The organism is Sphingobium sp. ZW T5_29, from assembly GCF_044987515.1.
Lineage (GTDB): Bacteria > Pseudomonadota > Alphaproteobacteria > Sphingomonadales > Sphingomonadaceae > Sphingobium.
Genome location: NZ_JBJDRM010000003.1, coordinates 168,781 through 186,359, shown reverse-complemented (window position 1 = coordinate 186,359; position 17,579 = coordinate 168,781). Strand labels below are relative to the sequence as shown.

General features: G+C 62.1%; 14 protein-coding genes, 1 tRNA gene and 1 riboswitch. Of the genes, 6 read left to right on the top strand and 9 right to left on the bottom strand.

Annotated elements, in window-relative coordinates:
- Nucleotides 1-58 precede the first annotated feature (58 nt).
- The 4 genes from ACI3KQ_RS03470 to ACI3KQ_RS03455 all read left to right on the top strand — a co-directional run bounded on the left by ACI3KQ_RS03470 (nucleotide 59) and on the right by ACI3KQ_RS03455 (nucleotide 6,031).
- Entirely contained in the window at nucleotides 59-1,054 is a 996-nt protein-coding gene (locus ACI3KQ_RS03470; RefSeq protein ID WP_404954819.1) for a hypothetical protein, read from the top strand.
- A 116-nt stretch (nucleotides 1,055-1,170) separates the two neighbouring features.
- Nucleotides 1,171-1,420: riboswitch (cobalamin riboswitch) on the top strand.
- Nucleotides 1,421-1,596: 176 nt separating this feature from the next.
- Nucleotides 1,597-3,723, top strand: coding sequence for a TonB-dependent receptor (locus tag ACI3KQ_RS03465; protein WP_404954817.1), 2,127 nt, complete (start codon nucleotides 1,597-1,599; stop codon nucleotides 3,721-3,723).
- Entirely contained in the window at nucleotides 3,710-5,230 is a 1,521-nt protein-coding gene (locus ACI3KQ_RS03460; RefSeq protein WP_404954815.1) for a PepSY domain-containing protein, read from the top strand. The genes ACI3KQ_RS03465 and ACI3KQ_RS03460 overlap by 14 nt, the downstream gene beginning before the upstream one ends.
- Before the next feature lie 93 nt (nucleotides 5,231-5,323).
- The gene (locus ACI3KQ_RS03455; RefSeq protein ID WP_404954813.1) at nucleotides 5,324-6,031 is read left to right on the top strand and encodes a TetR/AcrR family transcriptional regulator; all 708 of its coding nucleotides are present in this window, start codon (nucleotides 5,324-5,326) and stop codon (nucleotides 6,029-6,031) included.
- A 99-nt stretch (nucleotides 6,032-6,130) separates the two neighbouring features.
- Here the strand turns inward: ACI3KQ_RS03455 and ACI3KQ_RS03450 are convergent, their stop codons facing one another.
- From ACI3KQ_RS03450 to ACI3KQ_RS03440, 3 genes are all read right to left on the bottom strand, one after another.
- Complete coding sequence (locus ACI3KQ_RS03450; protein WP_404954812.1) at nucleotides 6,131-7,201, bottom strand: hypothetical protein; 1,071 nt, start codon at nucleotides 7,199-7,201, stop codon at nucleotides 6,131-6,133.
- Between the two features lie 163 nt (nucleotides 7,202-7,364).
- Complete coding sequence (locus tag ACI3KQ_RS03445; RefSeq protein ID WP_404954810.1) at nucleotides 7,365-10,781, bottom strand: glycosyl hydrolase; 3,417 nt, start codon at nucleotides 10,779-10,781, stop codon at nucleotides 7,365-7,367.
- A gap of 196 nt (nucleotides 10,782-10,977) precedes the next feature.
- Nucleotides 10,978-11,069 (bottom strand) — tRNA-Ser (locus tag ACI3KQ_RS03440).
- Between the two features lie 234 nt (nucleotides 11,070-11,303).
- On the opposite strand from ACI3KQ_RS03440, the gene ACI3KQ_RS03435 reads away from it, so the two are divergent.
- Nucleotides 11,304-12,086 carry an EipA family protein gene (locus tag ACI3KQ_RS03435; protein ID WP_404954808.1) on the top strand — a complete coding sequence of 261 codons (783 nt, stop codon included), beginning with the start codon at nucleotides 11,304-11,306 and terminating at the stop codon, nucleotides 12,084-12,086.
- Between the two features lie 4 nt (nucleotides 12,087-12,090).
- Here ACI3KQ_RS03435 and dinB read toward each other — a convergent pair whose 3' ends face one another.
- The 3 genes from dinB to ACI3KQ_RS03420 form a co-directional block, all read right to left on the bottom strand.
- Nucleotides 12,091-13,179: a DNA polymerase IV gene (dinB, locus tag ACI3KQ_RS03430; protein WP_404954806.1), complete on the bottom strand. Its 1,089-nt coding sequence runs from the start codon at nucleotides 13,177-13,179 to the stop codon at nucleotides 12,091-12,093.
- A 63-nt stretch (nucleotides 13,180-13,242) separates the two neighbouring features.
- Nucleotides 13,243-13,770 carry a YceD family protein gene (locus ACI3KQ_RS03425; protein ID WP_404954804.1) on the bottom strand — a complete coding sequence of 176 codons (528 nt, stop codon included), beginning with the start codon at nucleotides 13,768-13,770 and terminating at the stop codon, nucleotides 13,243-13,245.
- Complete coding sequence (locus ACI3KQ_RS03420; protein ID WP_404954803.1) at nucleotides 13,767-14,282, bottom strand: ubiquinol-cytochrome C chaperone family protein; 516 nt, start codon at nucleotides 14,280-14,282, stop codon at nucleotides 13,767-13,769. The genes ACI3KQ_RS03425 and ACI3KQ_RS03420 overlap by 4 nt, the downstream gene beginning before the upstream one ends.
- A 140-nt stretch (nucleotides 14,283-14,422) precedes the next feature.
- Between ACI3KQ_RS03420 and ACI3KQ_RS03415 the strand changes: the two genes are divergently transcribed.
- On the top strand, nucleotides 14,423-14,935 hold the full coding sequence (locus ACI3KQ_RS03415) for an outer membrane protein assembly factor BamE (protein WP_404954801.1): 513 nt from the start codon (nucleotides 14,423-14,425) through the stop codon (nucleotides 14,933-14,935).
- A gap of 33 nt (nucleotides 14,936-14,968) precedes the next feature.
- Here ACI3KQ_RS03415 and ACI3KQ_RS03410 read toward each other — a convergent pair whose 3' ends face one another.
- Genes ACI3KQ_RS03410 through ACI3KQ_RS03400 form a run of 3 tightly spaced genes read right to left on the bottom strand, consistent with a single transcriptional unit; the run spans nucleotide 14,969 to nucleotide 17,573 of the window.
- Nucleotides 14,969-15,880 (bottom strand): NAD-dependent epimerase/dehydratase family protein, encoded by a 912-nt coding sequence (locus ACI3KQ_RS03410; RefSeq protein ID WP_404954799.1) that lies wholly within the window; start codon nucleotides 15,878-15,880, stop codon nucleotides 14,969-14,971.
- Nucleotides 15,877-16,860, bottom strand: coding sequence for an ATP-grasp domain-containing protein (locus ACI3KQ_RS03405; RefSeq protein WP_404954797.1), 984 nt, complete (start codon nucleotides 16,858-16,860; stop codon nucleotides 15,877-15,879). The genes ACI3KQ_RS03410 and ACI3KQ_RS03405 overlap by 4 nt, the downstream gene beginning before the upstream one ends.
- Nucleotides 16,857-17,573: a metallophosphoesterase family protein gene (locus ACI3KQ_RS03400; RefSeq protein ID WP_404954795.1), complete on the bottom strand. Its 717-nt coding sequence runs from the start codon at nucleotides 17,571-17,573 to the stop codon at nucleotides 16,857-16,859. The genes ACI3KQ_RS03405 and ACI3KQ_RS03400 overlap by 4 nt, the downstream gene beginning before the upstream one ends.
- Between the last annotated feature and the right edge of the window lie 6 nt (nucleotides 17,574-17,579).

Sequence of the window (17,579 nt, the reverse complement as noted above, 5' to 3'; positions counted from 1 at the left end):
TTCTTCTTTCGGGGCGCAGTTACCGCTCCTTAAACCGCACCGCTTAGGGTGCGGAATCATGTTGGACGATAACCCCTCTACCGCCCTGTTGATCACCGTCGACACGGAACTGTCCGCCTTGCTGCATCAGCGGGGGATAAGCCTGGATGATAATATCCGCAGCTCGATCTGGGGGGACGCGCATGGCGGCAGCTACGGAATCGGCTGGCAGATGGACCGGTTGGAAGAATATGGGCTGAAAGGCGTCTTCTTCCTCGACCCCATGCCCGCGCTGGTGTTCGGGCCCGATTTCCTTAAGCCCATCGTTTCCGCGATCGTTCAGCGGGGGCATGAAGTGCAGCTGCATATCCATAGCGAATGGCTGGCCGACGCGGCCTGTTCCCCGGTTCAGGGGCGGACAGGACGCAATATCGGCGACTTTTCGCTCGATGATCAGCTGATCCTTTTGCACATGGCCCGAACATGGCTCGAAGCCGCGGGCGCGCCAACGATCAACGCCTTCCGCGCGGGCAATTTCGGCGCGAATGACGATACGCTGCGCGCTCTGGCGCAGCTGGGCATCGCCTGGGACAGCAGCGTCAATCCGGCCTATCACCGACATGGCTGCCGCATCACCGGCGCGCGCGCCCTGGCGGGGATCACGCGCCAGCTGGGCGTGCTGGAAGCGCCGGTGAGCGGCATCATCGACTGCCCCGGCAGCTTCCGCCCCGCCCAGCTATGCGCCATGTCCGCTGGCGAAATGCGCGCAGGCCTCAGGCATGCGGTGCAGGACAGGCATGGCGCTTTCATTGCGCTGACCCACAGTTTCGAAATGCTGTCACGCGACCGGCGACGGCCCAACCATGGGGTCATGCGGCGCTTCACCGCCTTGTGCCGGGAAGCTGTACGCCTACCCACCGTCCGCAGCGCCGGATTCCACGACCTGCCACCTGAATTGGCGGATAAAGGGGCCGAACCGACGCTCCTCCCTGCAAACCGCATGCGCACCGCCATGCGCCGGGCTCAGCAGATCTGGGGCACCTGGCGCTATGAACGGCGCCTCGTCCCCGCCTGAGGCGAAGGGTCTGCGTCGGTGGCTGCGGGCATGTCCAGGCCCCGTCGATCTGACCTTGCATAGTAAAATTCGGAAATATAAGGAGCCTTGTCCATTCCGCATCCGATGGGTGCGGGAAGGATCAAGATCGCGTCGGTTCCCCGGCAACGGGGATGAAAAGGGAATGCGGTGCGGGCTGCGCAAGTGGCCCAATTCCGCGGCTGTCCCTGCAACTGTAAGTGGCGAGCGCGATATACATGTGCGGACGGCATTCACGCCCTTCCGCCAGCCACTGGGCCGGACGCTAAATCCTGCGAGGCCTGGGAAGGCCGTATATCAAGCGATGACCCATGAGCCAGGAGACCTGCCGGCGTCTGGTCGCTCTTGCCTTGGTCCAGGGGATGGCCGCGGCACGGTGAACTCCGTCTGAGCGACGACCGAGCGGCTGGGGCCGCATCGGAAGCCGTGTCGGTCGCCCCTGGCGTCCGGCCGATGTCGGCTGCCGACCGTTCGTGAACGGCACGCCCCTGCTGAACGTCGCAAGACGCCGACGGGGTATATATATGACCAGACTATATTCGGCTGCTGCTGCGGCCATTGCTTATGCCGTGCCTGTCCTTGCCGGGGCGGCGACACCCGATGCCACGCCCGAAGCGGAAAGCGCCGCGATCATCGTAACCGGCGCGGTGGAAACGCCGCGGCTCGACACCAGGGTGGAAGGGGCCAGCCGCCTTGGCCTCACCCCACTGGAAACGCCCGCGAGCGTGGAAACGATCGACGGCGATGCGATCCGGTTGCGCGGCGACCTCACCATTCAGGATGCCGCCGCCCGCGCCACCGGCATTGTCAACACATCGGGCGTCTTTGGATATGGCCTCTCCAGCCGTGGCTTCACCGGGCAGAATTCGGTGATGACGCTGTATGACGGCATGCGCATGTACAATAATACGCTGACCTTCCCGGCCGATCCGTGGATGGCGCAAAGCGTTGAGATACTTCGCGGCCCCGCCTCCGTGCTTTATGGCGAAGGGGCGATCGGCGGCGCCGTCAACGTGGTGCGCAAGCAGCCGTCCGATGAAATGACGGTCAGCGGTCGCATCGGCGTGGCATCCTATGACAGCCTGAATGTCGCGGCTGGCGCGGGCGGCCCCCTGACCGACGGCCTCAGCTTTCGCGCGGACGCAAGCTATCGCCGGTCGGAAGGATGGATGGACCGCGGCGATTCCGACGCATTCGCCGTGGCTGGCGCGATAAAGCTGCAACTCGCGCCCGACCTTGCCGTCACATTGTCGCATGATCACAGCAAGCAACGCCCGCGCACATGGTTCGGCACGCCGCTGGTGGATGACAGGCTGGACCCGTCCTTGCGTCGCAAAAACTATAATGTGTCGGACGCGCAGTTGCGCTTTCGCGACGACTGGACCCAGGCAAAGATCGATTGGGACGCTTCGGACGGCTTGACGTTGCACGCCACCCTCTATCGCCTGACCGCCAATAAATATTGGAAGAATGCCGAACGTCTGACCTTCATACCCGAAACCGGCACGACGCCCGCGCAGGTTCGCCAGTCTAGCTTCCTTGAACTATATCATATCCAGAAACAGACCGGGGCCAGGGTCAGCGCCAATCTGCGCCATGACCTGGGCAGCGTCGAAAATCAGATGGTGCTGGGCTTCGATCTCAACCGCATCAGCTATGCCAATGTCAGCAATTCGGGCAATGACGCGATCCGCTTCGTGGATGTGGACGGGGTCAGCCTTGGCACCTTCATCCATCAACCCGGCGCACCGACCAGGCCGCGCTACACCAACCGGATCCGCCAATATTCGATCTTCGCCGAAGACCGGATCAGGTTCAGCGATCATTTCTCGCTGGTGGGCGGAATCCGCTACGACCGCCCGGAAATCACCAAGACCGATCATGTGACCCCGGCCAACAATTTCACGTCGACGCCCGATGCGGTCACATGGCGCGCCGGGGCGGTCTATAATCCCGTGCCGACCCTGTCCTTTTACGCGCAATATGCAACGGCTGCCGACCCGGTCGGCGCGCTGGTGTCCACCAGCACCGTCCAGAGCAGCTTCGACCTGTCGACTGGCCGCCAATATGAGGCCGGGATCAAGCATATTTTCTGGGGATCGCGCGGCCAATGGACCCTGGCCGTCTATGATATCGTCAAGCGAAAGCTGCTGACATCCGATCCGCTGATCCCGACGCTGCAGGTGCAGGTGGGCCAGCAATCGTCCAGGGGCGTCGAAGCATCGCTGTCGCTGGAGCCGCTGGACGGGCTGAGCATCTCCCTGAACGCCGCCCTGTTGCGCGCGCGTTACGACGACTTTAATGAATCGGTAGGCGGCGCGCTGTTCGATCGCACTGGCAATCGCCCGACCAATGTGGCGGCAAACAGCGCCAACGCCTTTGTGAGTTGGGAATTCGCCAGGGGCTGGATCGCCGACGGCGGCGTCAGCCATGTCGGTCGGCGGTTTCAGGACGCCGCCAACAGCCGCGTCGTCCCCGCCTATACCCTGACGGACATAGGCGTGCGGTGGCAACTGGTGCCGGGGGCCAGCCTTGCCCTGCGCATGCGCAATGTCTTCAACGAAACCTACGCGCGCGCCACCTATGGCATGACGCAATGGGTGCTGGGCGATCCGCGCACGGTGGAAGCGACGCTGCATGTCGGCTTCTGACCTTGGACGAGTGGCGGGGCGGGGACCATCGGTTCCCGCCTCCGCGCCGCTCTGGAAGATGGTCAAGCGCTGGCTTTATATCTTTCATCGCTGGACAGGCATCGTCCTGTGCCTGTTCTTCGCCATCTGGTTTCTGTCAGGGCTGGTGATGCTCTATGTCTCCTTCCCGTCCTTCCGCGCGGCGGAGCGGGTGGCGACCGCAGCGCCGATCGACTGGGGGCAAGTGCATGTCGGTCCCGATCAGGCCCTGGCGCGCCTCAAAGAACCGCAGTTCCCCGCAAAAATGCGGCTCGGCATGACAGGCGGAGAGCCGGTCTATCGCTTTGCCACCGAAGCGGGCAGGCGGGCGGTCTCGGCAAGAACCGGTCGGGAAATCCACGGCATCGACGCATCGCACGCCCGGCAGATCGCCGGGACCCTTGTCGGCGCGGCCAGTCTTTCCGTCGATCCGGTCGACCATGACCAATGGGTCGTCACCCGGCATTATAAGGCGATGGCTCCCTTCTGGCGGGTGCGGCTGGCCGACGCGGCGGCGACCGACGTCTATGTTAGCCAGAAGACCGGCGAGGTGGTGCAGAACACGACCTCGCATGAGCGTTTCTGGAACTGGCTGGGCGCGGTGCCGCACTGGATCTATTTCGAAGCGCTCCGCCTGTTCCAGGAACCCTGGCGACAGACCGTCTTGTGGACATCGGGCATCGGCATGTTGGGCGCGGTCGCTGGCTTCTGGATCGGCTGGATGCGCGTCCGCCTGGCCCGGCGGTACAAGTCCGGGTCGGTCAGTCCCTATCGCGGCTGGATGAAATGGCATCATGTCGTCGGGCTGTTCGGCGGGATTTTCCTCATCTGTTGGGTGTTCAGCGGCTGGCTGTCCATGAGTCCCTGGGGCGGACTGCGTGACAAGGCGCGCGATGTAGCCAGCCTCTATGCTGGCGCGCGCAACAGCTTCCCGGCGACCGACAAAGCGACATTGGCCCGCACCGCCCATGGCGCCCGCGAAGTGCGCTTTGCATATCTGGGCGGTGGACCTGTCATCAGCATATGGGGCCATGGACCGACCGCGCTGCTGGATGCGAACAGCGGCAAGGCGATGATCCCGGACCGGGCGCATATCGCCGCGATCGCTCGAAGCGCCATGCCGGGTGCCCGGCTGACGACGACCGATCGGCTGGAACAGCCCGATCGCTACTGGTATTCGACCGGCGATCCTCGTGACGACAGCCGCCCATTGCCGATATTGCGGCTGAAGTTCGACGACCCGGCGCGTACATGGCTGCACATCGATCCGGCGACGGGAGCCTTGCTGGGTCAATTGGGATCGGGAGGACGCTCTTATCGCTGGTTGTTCAACGCGCTGCACAGCCTGGACCTGCCATGGCTGCTGGTCTGGCCCCCGGCGCGACATATCTTCATCTGGCTTCTGTCCGGTGCTGGCCTGGTCATTTCCTTAAGCGGCGTCGTGATCGGTTGGCGACGGTTGTTTCCAAAGAAAACAAGGCAACCCTGACCTGCGGATCGGAAAGACGGGAACCGTCTTGATGCGTCGCGCCGCCGCTGCCATTCATCGCATATGAAACAAGCTGCCAAGGCGCCGACTGGCGTGAAGACACGCGGCGTGGGTCGCCCGCGCCGATTGACCCTTGAACAGGTTCTGGATGCCGGACTTGCGCTGGGTCTGGACGGTCTGACGATGGGCGCGGTTGCCGATCGGCTGGGCGTGACCATCACCGTTTTATACGGCTATGTTTCAGGCCGGGAGGAACTGGTCCGTCTGGCCGCCGCGCGTGCGGCGCAGGACCATGACTTTCCGGCCGACGCCGGGCAGCATTGGACGCTCTATGTTGCTGGCCATGCCGCGGCCTTGTTCTCGCTGCTCACGGGGCCGGGCCAGCTGGTCGCGCAATATTTCGCGGGCGGGCTGGGGCCAGAGGTTGAGCTGGATCGCGCCGAAGCATGGTTGGAGGCGCTGGCCGCGCGGGGTTTCCACCCGCGTGAATCGCTTCGCCTTCAGCGCCAGATGGGCGAAATCGTCATCGGTGGAGCGGTCACCTTGATGCACATGCGGTCGTTCGAAGCAGCCGGGGGACCGTTCGAAGAAGCGGCGATCCGCGCAATGGCGAAACGCGAAGAAGGGGAAATACCGCTTCTGCTGTCGGAACACTCCATGTTCAGCAAACGCGAACCCGTGTGGCAAAGTACGCTTGCCTTGCTGCTGGAGGCGGTGGCAACCGATAGGGGAGAGGCGTTCGATCGGCAGGCGGTCATGCGCGTCCTGGCACTGGTGCCCACCGACCAGGGGATTTTCTAGGCAGATATAGCCATCTGCTGGCTTTGGAAATGCTCCAGGCTGTGCAACGGACGGGGGCCGACATGAAACCGGCCCCCGCTTGATGTCACGCGCCTGTTCTCACGCTGCGATCTGCTGCTGGTGCGGCCCCGGCGCTTCGGCGGGATAAAAACGGGGAACGCCGGGGTCGTAGACATTGGTCAGCAACTTGATGAAGCCCTGGTCGCGCATGGGGTCGGTAGGCATTTCGAAACTATGGCCCCGCGCGCGCAGGTCCTTGATGAATATGTCGAAAATCTGGTCGTGGGTCAGGTCGTCGCTATGCTCCATCACCATCTTCAATTCTGCATAGTCCATGAAGATTTCAGCGCCCCAATGCACCATCAGGCGCATTTCCTGTGCCGGCACCTTCTGGATAACCTTGTCATCGGTGGTTAGCTGCCACCCATCGGCGATATCGGGGTCGGCCCCGAACAGCGTATTCAGCGCCAGGCCTTCAGGTTTGCGCTGGTCCACCGGCCCACCAGCTTCCGCCCGATGAAACATCATTTCATTCTCGACCAGGACGGCGCGATTCCACATCGGCGACGCAATACGGGCCGGTTGGGCATATTGCCCATCGGGCCAGTATGTGAAGCCGCCGCCGGTCGAACCCTTGTAGAACCAGGTCACGATCTGCGCCTTTTTCGTTCGCCAATGCGTGAACAGGCCTGATTTGCTCATGGTGTTCAACATGTAGATCGGCGTGTTGCGTTGATTGATGCCCCGGAATGACGTTGCATCGATATGGGCCGGGTCGTGGCTGGCGCATGCGCCGTTGATGTTGAACAGCATATTGTCTGGGGTGGCGTAATCCGCCTTCCAGTAACTGCGCACCATGTCCAGGAAAGGCGAATTGAGGAAGCAATCCTCGATCTCTGGATGCAGGCATGTGCCAAACCTCGCCAGATAGCCGCGAAAATTCGGCGTCAGGAACATGTCGAATGTCGGCGTAACCCCTTCGGGCATCGCGCCGGACATGGTGGCCACCACCTCTTCGGCGGACGCGAAATGTTGCGCCAATATCATCTGCCAGGGACCCTTGTCGCGGATCAGGCGAACGATCCGGCCATGCTGATCGTCGTTATAGACGCCCTCCAGAAGGCGCGGAGGCGCAATGGGACGAATGATGTTGGGCAGGTTCTCAGGCATGATCCACTCCGTTCGACTCTTTGATCCATGGTAGCAGTCAGCTTCTCGGCCTGCAATAATATCCGTATTCATTTCGGAAATATGCCGAACCCATGGAAAGCGGTGGGAACGGCCCGTATTGTGCCCTCGCCGCAGCAAAGGCCGTTCCCCATGGTGGCAGGCGTCAGCGTCCCTCCGCAGCGCCCCCGCCGGTTTCACGGATCAGGCGTACCGGGCCGATCAGGCCTGACGACGGCAGCGGCGTGTCGGCTGTATAAGGGGTCGCGCCGAATGCCTTGCCCCCGGCGCCGATATTGTCGAACACCGTTGCGGGCTGTTCCAATCCCAGGCTGGGCGCATCTTCATGGGTGAAGCTGATCCGTTTGGTCACGCCGGGCTGGCGGTCCCCAACGACACGGTTCACCCACAAATTGCTGACCCGAACCTCGAACTTGTTCACCCCCGGCTTGATCAGGGGGGTGACATCCAACTGATAGGGCGTCGTCCATGCGATCCCCGCCGACCGGCCGTTGACCAGCACTTCCGCCACGACTTCAACCTGACCCAGGTCCAGCTTGATGGCGCTCGCACCGCTCAGCCAGGATTTGGGAACGCTCAACGTCCTTTTGTAACTGGCCGTGCCGGAAAAGTAGCGGACGCCAGGGTCGGCATCTTTGCTCAGGTCCCGCAATTGCCCCAGCGCAAGTTTCGCCGGTGCCCCCCGTCCGGGCTGGAACGCGACCGACCAGCCATCGGACATGTCGGCAATCTGCTGGGATGCAACCGCCGGGACGGTCCGGGCATCCGGTCCGTCTTTCTGAAAGACGACGAAGGTCGATCCGAAAGGATCGAAAGGGATATCGACGATCGTGCGCCCATTGTCGGTGCGATAGCTGGCCGGACTGGCCTTTCCGGTGACGGGGTCCCACAGTTCCGCCGCCTTGCCTGCCGTGCGGAACGACGCCTGCACCCTTTGGGCGCGGTCCTTGCGGTTGGCGACGAAGTAGACGTCGCTATCGCCCACGCGCCGATGCAGGAACCGGACCTCCGCATCCGCAGGAGCCTGGACCAGCTCGAAATCGGCGGCGATCTTTTCCGCGGTCAGGGCGGCGTCCGGCAGTTTGGCCGCATATACCTTGCCCGCGCCGACCTTGGCCACGCCACTCGATGACGGCCACAGTTCCGCTATGACGGCGCGCACCTTGGCCGGGTCGTCGCTCAGGCTGGGCGACCCAAGCGGACGTTCGCCCACCAGCACAGCGCCTGCCCGCACCAGGTCGCGCAACCGTTCCAGCGTGGGCAGCGTCACCCACTGCACCTGTCCGCTCATGTACAATATCCGCCACGACATGCCGCTTTCCGTCACCAGGCGTCCATCCTTGACGCTCAGGCGGGTCTTCAGGGCGTCGGCGTTGACATAATCATATTGCAGGCCCTCCGGGACGGTCGGAGGCTCCTTGCCGAACAGCGCGACGATGGACGTGCCTTCGCCATAGAAAATCGCCACATCATTGACCGCCTGCCCCTGCTGCAACAGGTGGGATGCGCGCCCCAGATAGCTGATCCAGGGTCCGGCCTGCTCCGCCCATGTATCGTTGCGGTTGAACCAATGGCCAAATGGCCCCAGCACCAGCCCCGGCGCCTTGCCGATCAGCGGCTGGTGAACGCTGCTGTGCAGGATGAAACGGTTGACCCCGGCCAGCATCATCAGGTCGGCATAGGGCTTTAGCAGACGGGGCGACAGCGACCATGGCGACCCCGCCGCCGTCAGCGATTCCGCCGCAACCAGATTGCGCCCCCACACATTGGCCACCGACGCCGATTCCCGAATATCCGCAAACGGCTCCGCCCGGAATGATCCGGGCGCACCCTGGACCCACATGGCCGCCATCGGCACATCGGCCGACGCCTTCATCTCCATCCCATCTCCAATCATATGGGGGGATCCTTCATGGGATTCGCCGTAACGGATCATCCCAACCTTATGCAATTCCGCGCTCAGCCTGTCATAATGCTCAGTCTTCACCAGCTCCTGCTGCGTCCGACGAAAATCCCACAGGAAACGATCACTCACTTCCGCGCTGTCCACGATATAGCCCGCCAGCGCGGGAAGATATGGCACCGCATCATAGCCGCGCAGTCGTCTGAATTGCTCCAGCATTGCAGGGGTCCAGTTGGCCGTTCCCGCTTCCCAGCTGTCGAATATCATGTTGCTGACGCCGGGCTTCCCCAGTCGGCCACCACTCGCCTCGCGATATTTGTCGAGATACTGGGTGATATAGCTGGTGACGTCCGCGCCACTCAGCTTATCGACCTCCAATCCCGATCCGCTCGCCTGAGCAGGTGCGTTATGTTGTCCCGTAAGCGAATAACCAAAGCGCAACACAACCCACTGACCGCGCGGCGCGGTCCAGTCGAGGGAACCATCGGCCCGCAGTTTACTTGTCAGATCGACGACATCGGAAGTCCGCAAAGCGCTTCGCTCGGCAGGTGTCGCCAATGCGTAATAATCATGCGACACCTGAAATCCCGCCTTGCTTTCCCAGGCGTTGATCATCGGTGCGCCGTGAAGCACAAGCTCCGAAATCAACAATCTACCTGCGGCGCCCCCGCCGATGTTCAGCATTGCGTCCTTTTTCGGTGCTTCCTTAACAGCTGTCGGAACTACGACCCGGAACATGCGGGCCGTGGTCGTAGACACCGAAGTCGTGCGCTGCGGCCCCGCAGTTTCCAGCCTACCCACCATTTTCCAGGATCGGCCGTCATCACTTGCTTCCAACCGCGCGTTCGGACCAAGCCCCGCGCCGCCCGTCCCACCCATAGGCGCATAATTTCCGGTCGCGATCGAAATCGCCCTGATCGTCACCGGCTGACCATAATCATATTGCAGCCAGGCGTCGCTTTCCGGCGTGCTCGCTGTCAGCTCGCTGGTAGCAACCACATCGCCATCGTTCAGGGTGGCGGTGTTGAAGCTGCCGCCGCTGGCCGTTGCGACCGGGCGCGGCAGGATATATTGCGCGGGCAGACGGAATGCGACCACCTTTGCATCCCGATAAAAGGCTGTGCTGTTTCGCGGGTCGATACTAGCGTTGTTCTGGAACAGGCCAGCGGTACCCGGCGGTTGCGCCAGTTTGCCCGTGAAGCGCTTGCCACCGTCGATCCGTGTCTCGCTCCAGACATATTTCTTCATTGCCTGTTCGGGCTTTACCCAGGGGCCGCCGCTTTCGCTCCAGCCGGGGGAACCGGCGACGCCGATATCAAAATTTCGCGCGATGCTGCCGTCGATCGCGTGCTTGAAGGCATCCTTCCACTCGGGACTCATATATGTCAGCGGCGCTTCCAAAACCCGCGGCGCACCAACGTCCACGTCAAACGCCTGATATCCACCCAACCCGATACGCTGCATCCAGGACAGATCGGCGTCGATCCCCTGCTTGCTAATTTGCCCGCTGTTCCAGTGCCACCACACCCGAGGCTTGGCCGCGGTCGGGGGGGTCTGGAAAGAGTCGAGAGAAACGTCTTCAGCAGCTACGCCGCCAGAATATAGCAAAGCCATCGTGAGCGCACAGGACGCGAGCTTGATCAGCGAAAAGCGTGCCAACGATTATCCTCCTACGATGCTTTGCGCAAAGTGGTAGGCTTCGCCATGCGTTAGTTCAAGAAATCTGGGCGAGCTTGATCTGATAAACCAGCGAAAACGTGGCGAGCCAACCCAATCAGTGAAGACAGGTCCATCGCCCGTATAAACGCGGAGGCATTGGGCGGGGGAAGCCCCAGGATCAACAAATAAAGGAATATGGCGGAGACGGAGGGATTCGAACCCTCGGTGCCGAATTCTCAGCACGACGGTTTAGCAAACCGTTGGTTTCAGCCACTCACCCACGTCTCCAAACATGGCCTGAACGCCCGCTTGGGGCGGGACAGCGGCTAGGCGGATTGGGCTATAGCGGCGGCTTTTGCCCATGGCAACGGTCCTGTGACACGAAAATTGACGGGAAGGGCAGGCAGGCGATTCGTTCCGGCGCGGAATCGACTCCGGTCGCCGTTCGTTCATTGTCGTTTCAGCTTGAAACGGGATAATCTGCGGGATGACTGAAGATCGGGTAGAACGGGGACTAGTGGCATGATCGGAACAATGAAGCGGGCGACAGCCCGCGTGACGCGCATGGGCACGCTGATACTGGCGATCGGTGGGGTTGCCCTGGCGCCGGTCCCCGCATCGGCACAGATTCGGACGATCGATCCGAACAGTGCGATTGATTCCGATCTCGCTCCTGTACCACCACAGAATAACACGCCGACCGATCCCGGGCTCGATCCTGTCGGAACACCCGCGCCCGAAACGGTTCCCCCAATGTCGGACAACACGGCTACGGGCGCACCCGTCACCGCCAATTCACCCCCGGCTGCTCCATCTGCCAGCGAATCCTATCAGGAGGATGACCTGATCGGCGCGGCTGAAGGCGTGTTTGGCAAGGGTGCAGAGGGTCTGGCTGGCCTGATCGAAAAGATATTGAAGGATCAGGGCCGCCCAAATGCCTATATCGCCGGGCGTGAGGCTTCCGGCGCATTCGTTGTCGGCCTGCGCTATGGGTCCGGCACGCTCAACCATAAGGTGGAAGGCACCCGTCAGGTCTATTGGACTGGTCCGTCGATCGGTTTCGATGTGGGCGGCAACGCAGCCAACACCTTTGTCCTCGTCTATAATCTCTATGACACACAGGACCTGTATCATCGGTTCCCCGCAGCCGAGGGGACGGCCTATCTGGTCGGCGGTTTCACCGCCAGCTATCTCCGCTGGGGCAGCGTCGTGCTTATTCCGATCCGGCTGGGTGTCGGGTATCGGCTCGGCATCAACGCGGGCTATATGAAGTTCACTGAAAAGCGGAACTGGCTGCCTTTTTGACAGGCTACAGAAGAAGGCTGAGCTGCGGCCCCGGGTCTTCGCTCTCCTCATGATCGAGGTTGTGGATGCCAAGGCCCAGCAGCCTGGCGCCCATCCGCAAGGGCAGTTGCGCCCGCATTAGCGCGCAACCCGTTTGCGCCAGCAGATCGGGTGAGCGTACCGGCGCGGCAAAGCTCTTTGATCGCGTAATGATGCGAAAATCAGCGAATTTGATCTTCAGCACAATCGTTCTGCCATAGGCACCGCTTTTTTCGATCCTGGTCCACAGGCTAGCCGCGATGCGCTCCAATTCTGTGACCAGAGCATCTTCGGCGATAAGGTCGCCAAAAAACGTGTCCTCCACACTTACAGATTTGCGCTCCTGCCGTTCGTGTACCGGTCGGTCGTCTTCGCCCCGCGCCGCGCGATAGTAGAAGGGGGCAGCACTCCCGAAATGCTGTTGTAGAAAGGAAAGGTCGCGCGCACAAAGATCGGCGCCTGTCTCTATGCCCAATTCCTGCATCCGCCGTGCCGTTACCGGACCGACGCCGTGTATACGACGGACTGGCATCCTGGCCATGAAGCGGGCCCCTTCATCGGGACGAACGACGCACAGGCCGTCGGGCTTGTTCTGGTCCGATGCCAGTTTGGCGATCAGCTTGTTGTAGGACACGCCAGCCGAGGCGGTGAGGCCGGTTTCTTCCTGGATCATGCGGCGAATCTCTTGAGCGATCATTGTCGCCGACGCGAGGCCGGGTTTGTTGACGGTTACATCCAGATAGGCTTCGTCCAGTGACAATGGCTGGATGATGTCTGTGAAGCGCCCAAAGATGGTTCGTATCTGGGATGAAGCGGCGCGATAGGCGTCGAAACGGGGTTTTACGAACAAAAGATCCGGGCAGAGCCGCCGCGCTTGAGCACCAGGCATGGCCGACTTTACGCCAAATATGCGCGCTTCGTAGCTGGCGGTCGCGACCACGCCGCGCGGCCCACCTCCGCCCACGGCGATCGGCTTCCCGCGCAACGCTGGGTCGTCACGCTGCTCGACCGATGCGTAAAAGGCGTCCATATCGACATGGATGATCTTGCGTATGCCGGTCGGCGGGCTTTCCATGGCGGGCGATTATGGCACAGCAGGAACCCAAGGGAAACAAGGCGGTGGTTCAGCCCGCCTTGGTCATTTCTTGTCCTTGAGCGACAGCAGCGCGGCGAAAGGGCTGGCCTGTTCCTCCGTCAACACCCCTGCTTCGCGAAGATGGGCGTCCGCGTCGGGGGAGCGGGGATAAGGCGTCATTGCCAGCGCGACGGTTTCAGCGACGGCTTCGCCCATGTCGATCACCTGCCCGTCATAGCCAATGACGTCGCAATCGTTCGAATCGATCTCCAGCTCTTCTCCTTCGCCACCGGTTTCGCTGTCCGGGACAAAGCGCAGCACGAAGTCGGTTTCGATGCTTTCGGGGACAGGCAGGCCAGTTGCGACGCAAGCTTGTACCAGTTCCGCGCGCAGATGCCCACGCGCCGATATGCCGCCCGAATCCTGGGTCAGCCCATATTCCGCCTCCAACCGGTCAAGGCTCAACAGATGGAATCGGTGGGCCAAAGCTTCTCGTTCGGCTGGCTCCGCGCTGATCGTCACGCCCTGCGCATGCCGGGCAAGCTGATCCATGCGGACAGGCCGAGAAAATTCGGGGGTGGGGGACGTCATCCCAACTCTCCTGCAATAAGGGCGGGGCGGGTGACGGAGCCAAGTCTGACCCAATAAGCGCGCAGACGCGATTCGACATAAGCCAACGCGCTACCGGTCGGGGGGGATCCGCGATACAGGTTGCGGTTGAGTGCTTCGCTCAATTCCGTTTCGCCTGACAGCGCTGCGCGATAGGCGGACAGGCGGCCGCCAAGAGCGCTCATCATGCTTCCGATATGCTTGCCGACGACGACATCGCCTATTCCTTCCTGCCGCAACTGTCCGTCCATGTCGTCGATGAATAATTCCGTCAGCCACACGCTTTCCTGCGCCGCGTCCAGGCTTTCCAGTCGCATCATCACCTGCGCCAGGATGGCGACGATCATGTCAAAGCGTCCGTCGACCGTGTCAGGGACCTTCCCTTCCAGATACCAGTGGGGCTGGCGGCCTTCCTGAACGATGGCCTGATAAAGCGGCTGCATCGCACCCTTGGGATCGTGGCTTGCGAACAGGCGCCGGAAAAGCTTTGGCATGACGTGTCTGTTTCCTGGATGAACCGAACGAGGCCCCCTTGCCGGGGTCCGCTCATTTCCATATTGATCGGCAGGCCGCCGGATGCAATGGCGGGGTCAGCTTTAAGGATTCCCGGGTCCCGTCCCGGCAGGAGAAGTTCATGCGCCAGTTCAGCCGACAGTCCCGCAGCGGGCGGATCTTGCTCGCGGGTGGCCTTGTGGCGCTCGCGTTGGGGATGTCGGGTTGCACCCGAATCCGCACGCATCAAGGGTATCAGGTCGACAAGCTGCTGGTCGATTCCATCCAGCCTGGCGTCGACAACCGCGCATCGGTGGAAGGCACGCTGGGACGTCCGACCTTCGCCGCGCAGTTTGGCGAACAGGACTGGTATTATGTGTCGCGCGACATGCGCGCGCTCGCTTTTTCTAATCCCAAGCCTGTCGCGCAGACGATCCTTCGCGTCCGTTTCGATCCTGCGGGCAATGTCGCCGCGGTCGATCGGATGGGGTTGGAGCAGGTTGCCAAAATCTCGCCTACCGGTGACAAGACGCCAACGCTTGGCCGTCATCGCAGCCTGCTGGACGAAATTTTCGGCAATATCGGCGCTGTGGGGGCCGGTGGCATGGGCGGAATGGGCGGCGGCAGCAACACCGGCGGTCCGAACGGAAGCTAAAACGGTGCTCGCTTTCTCGCGCGGTGCCGGTTTTCATGCATTGGGGGCGAATTCTCCCCCGCACGGCAGCATCGCGCGTAGGCCCGTACCGATGGGTGTCGGGCAATAGCCCAAGGCTTTCAGGCGCTCGATATTGAGCGCGGGGAAGCCCCAATCGGATTCTCCCGATGACATGTCCTGGTGAATGGGCGAACCGGTAAGGTCCGTCAGTGCTCGGGCAAGTTCGGCGATGCTGGTCCTTATTCCACTGCCCACGTTGAAGGGACCGGAAGACTCGCGTTCGAGTACGAGCAGCAACGCTTCAACCACGTCATCGACCAATACCAGATCCGAACCGAAGCGGCCCGATCCAATAACCTGGATCGGCTGCCCGGCCTGCGCGGCCCGCACCATATTGCCCAGCGCGCCGCTTTCCTGACCCGGCCCATAAACCGAACCAAGCCGCAGGGTGCCAAGCGTCAAGCCCGTGGTCCGGCAATATTGTTCGGCATAGATTTCCTGCATGATCTTGGAGCCGAGATAATAGCCCCGGCTCGACGGGAACAGCGCCGACCCCTCGTCGGGGGATAAGCTGGTGGGGGCATAGGCGTTGGCGCTGCTCGTCTGGACCACATAGGCAACGTCTCCACGACCCGCCATCTCCAGCAGTCCAAGCGTCCCCAAGGCATTGACGTTCCAGCAGCGGGCGGCCTCTGCGGGATCTTCATGATTGCGCGGAATATAGGCTGCCAAATGGACCAAAGCATCGCACCCTTTCAGCAAGGACGCATTCGGATCGAGGGAGCTCAAGTCCAGCGACCGAAACTCGTCCCCCTCCGCCGCCGCCGCGGGCCTTTGCCGTCCGAGATGGCGGATGCGATAGCCCCTGGCCCTGGCGGCGTCTGCGAAATGCCGACCGATAAAGCCGGACCCACCCGTCAGCGCGAGGAGAGCGCCCGGCTTCACCGGACCGCGTCGATGCGATCCTGCTGGACGAACATTTCGTCCAGGTAGCGCAGGATCACCCCGGACCGAACTTCGGGCTGCACGATTGGGGTGCCGAACAGCAGGTGGCGTATGCACATCTCCACTTCATTGAACCCCGCCATGGCGCGCAAAGGCGTAGTACCGGAAAAGCGGGCGTTGATCTCAAAGACGCGCGGCTCGCCCCGTTTGTCAGTGCGAAACTGGAAGTTGGCCGGTCCGTGGGGGCGAAGCGCGCGGCCCAATGAGCGAACCTGTTCGTTCAGTTCGGCGTAGTCGCCGGTATAGGCCCGATAGGTATTGCCGTCGCGCAGATCGCGTCGCATCACGATCGACGCTTGCACATCGCCGTCGAAGAATAGCACGCTGGCGGTATATTCGCTGTCCGGATCGCCGACGCATTCCTGAACGACCAACCCCTCCCGGTCGGCCCGCGCCTGTTGAAGCGCGTCCCTGTTTCGCACCACGGACACGCCGACCGACCGAGCGCCCACGCGCGGCTTGACCACGAGTGGGAAACCGATCTCCGCCACCAGTTCTTCCACCCCTTCATCATCCTGCCCGCACACGGAGCGGGGCGGATTCAGGCCCACGCTCTGGAAAAAACGTGCGGTTTCCAGTTTGTCGTCCGCAATCGCGACCACGCGCGGGTCGCTGACGATCACATGCGTCCCGAACAGCGCCTCCAACCGTTGCCGCTGCTCTGCGAAGAAGGCTAGCTCGACATCCGTTCCCACCAGCACGACATCTGGCCGCTCACGGTCCAGCAGCTCATCGATGCGCTCGCCGAATAACGGATCATCGGCCATTGGAAGGCGGTAGGCGGCGTCCGCCCAATAAAGACCTGAAGAAAGAGGGTTGGGATCCGCGGCGATCAGCGTGCAATCCAGTGTCGATTGCCGCAAAGACTTGATGATGCCCTGACCCAGAACGGCACCAGCGCCCGTGACAAGTGCCTTCATGCGAAAAACCGGCAGAGCCGCTCCCGTGTTGATGCCGTCATGCTGGTGGCGTGGATCGCCTTCATATGGTCCTCCGTGTTGAAACTGACGGGCCGCGATCCAATGGTGACGTGCTGCTGGTCCAGGGTCACCATGGCCCATTGCGGCGTCCGGTCCCGGTCGTCCCGCGGCTGGCCTAGTGAGGCGAGGGTGAAGATGGTCTCTGTATCGCAATCATAGCGCCGCATTCGGTGGGAATGTCCAAAAAGGCCGAAACGATAGCCGCGCTCCGCCAAAGCGGGGGACGCCGCCTGGGCATCGGCGGCGGATCGGATATAGCGCCAGTCGCCGAACGGATAGGGGTTGGCATGGGCGGCAAAGAGCGGCCCTTGTGCCCAACTTCTCTGCCAGGCGAAGCGGTCCATCATTCCTGCTGGCACGCGCTGGGCGGTCCAATCGATGCTTTCGCGCAACCAGTCCGGCAGGCTGGCGGCATAGGCAACTGCGTCCGCATCAGCAGTGTAGAGCAGATCGTGATTGCCGCTCAACAGGATCGCGCCATCCCGATCCACGGCATCCTGAACCAGGTCCAGCGTTTCTGCCGGATGGACGCCATAGGTCAACAGATCACCCAGGATCAGCATAGCATCGAACCCTTCCACACGCGCCGCGGAAAGGGCCGATGCCAACGTGGCGCTAAGTGCATGGATGTCCGTCAGGACGGCTATCCGCATGGTTTC

Excerpts from the sequence above, each read along its gene's own strand:
- ACI3KQ_RS03470 (WP_404954819.1), top strand. The coding sequence starts at position 59 with ATGTTGGACGATAACCCCTCTACCGCCCTGTTGATCACCGTCGACACG.
- ACI3KQ_RS03465 (WP_404954817.1), top strand. The coding sequence starts at position 1,597 with ATGACCAGACTATATTCGGCTGCTGCTGCGGCCATTGCTTATGCCGTG.
- ACI3KQ_RS03460 (WP_404954815.1), top strand. The coding sequence starts at position 3,710 with ATGTCGGCTTCTGACCTTGGACGAGTGGCGGGGCGGGGACCATCGGTT.
- ACI3KQ_RS03450 (WP_404954812.1), bottom strand. The coding sequence starts at position 7,201 with ATGCCTGAGAACCTGCCCAACATCATTCGTCCCATTGCGCCTCCGCGC.
- ACI3KQ_RS03435 (WP_404954808.1), top strand. The coding sequence starts at position 11,304 with ATGATCGGAACAATGAAGCGGGCGACAGCCCGCGTGACGCGCATGGGC.
- dinB (WP_404954806.1), bottom strand. The coding sequence starts at position 13,179 with ATGGAAAGCCCGCCGACCGGCATACGCAAGATCATCCATGTCGATATG.
- ACI3KQ_RS03425 (WP_404954804.1), bottom strand. The coding sequence starts at position 13,770 with ATGACGTCCCCCACCCCCGAATTTTCTCGGCCTGTCCGCATGGATCAG.
- ACI3KQ_RS03420 (WP_404954803.1), bottom strand. The coding sequence starts at position 14,282 with ATGCCAAAGCTTTTCCGGCGCCTGTTCGCAAGCCACGATCCCAAGGGT.
- ACI3KQ_RS03415 (WP_404954801.1), top strand. The coding sequence starts at position 14,423 with ATGCGCCAGTTCAGCCGACAGTCCCGCAGCGGGCGGATCTTGCTCGCG.
- ACI3KQ_RS03405 (WP_404954797.1), bottom strand. The coding sequence starts at position 16,860 with ATGAAGGCACTTGTCACGGGCGCTGGTGCCGTTCTGGGTCAGGGCATC.
- ACI3KQ_RS03400 (WP_404954795.1), bottom strand. The coding sequence starts at position 17,573 with ATGCGGATAGCCGTCCTGACGGACATCCATGCACTTAGCGCCACGTTG.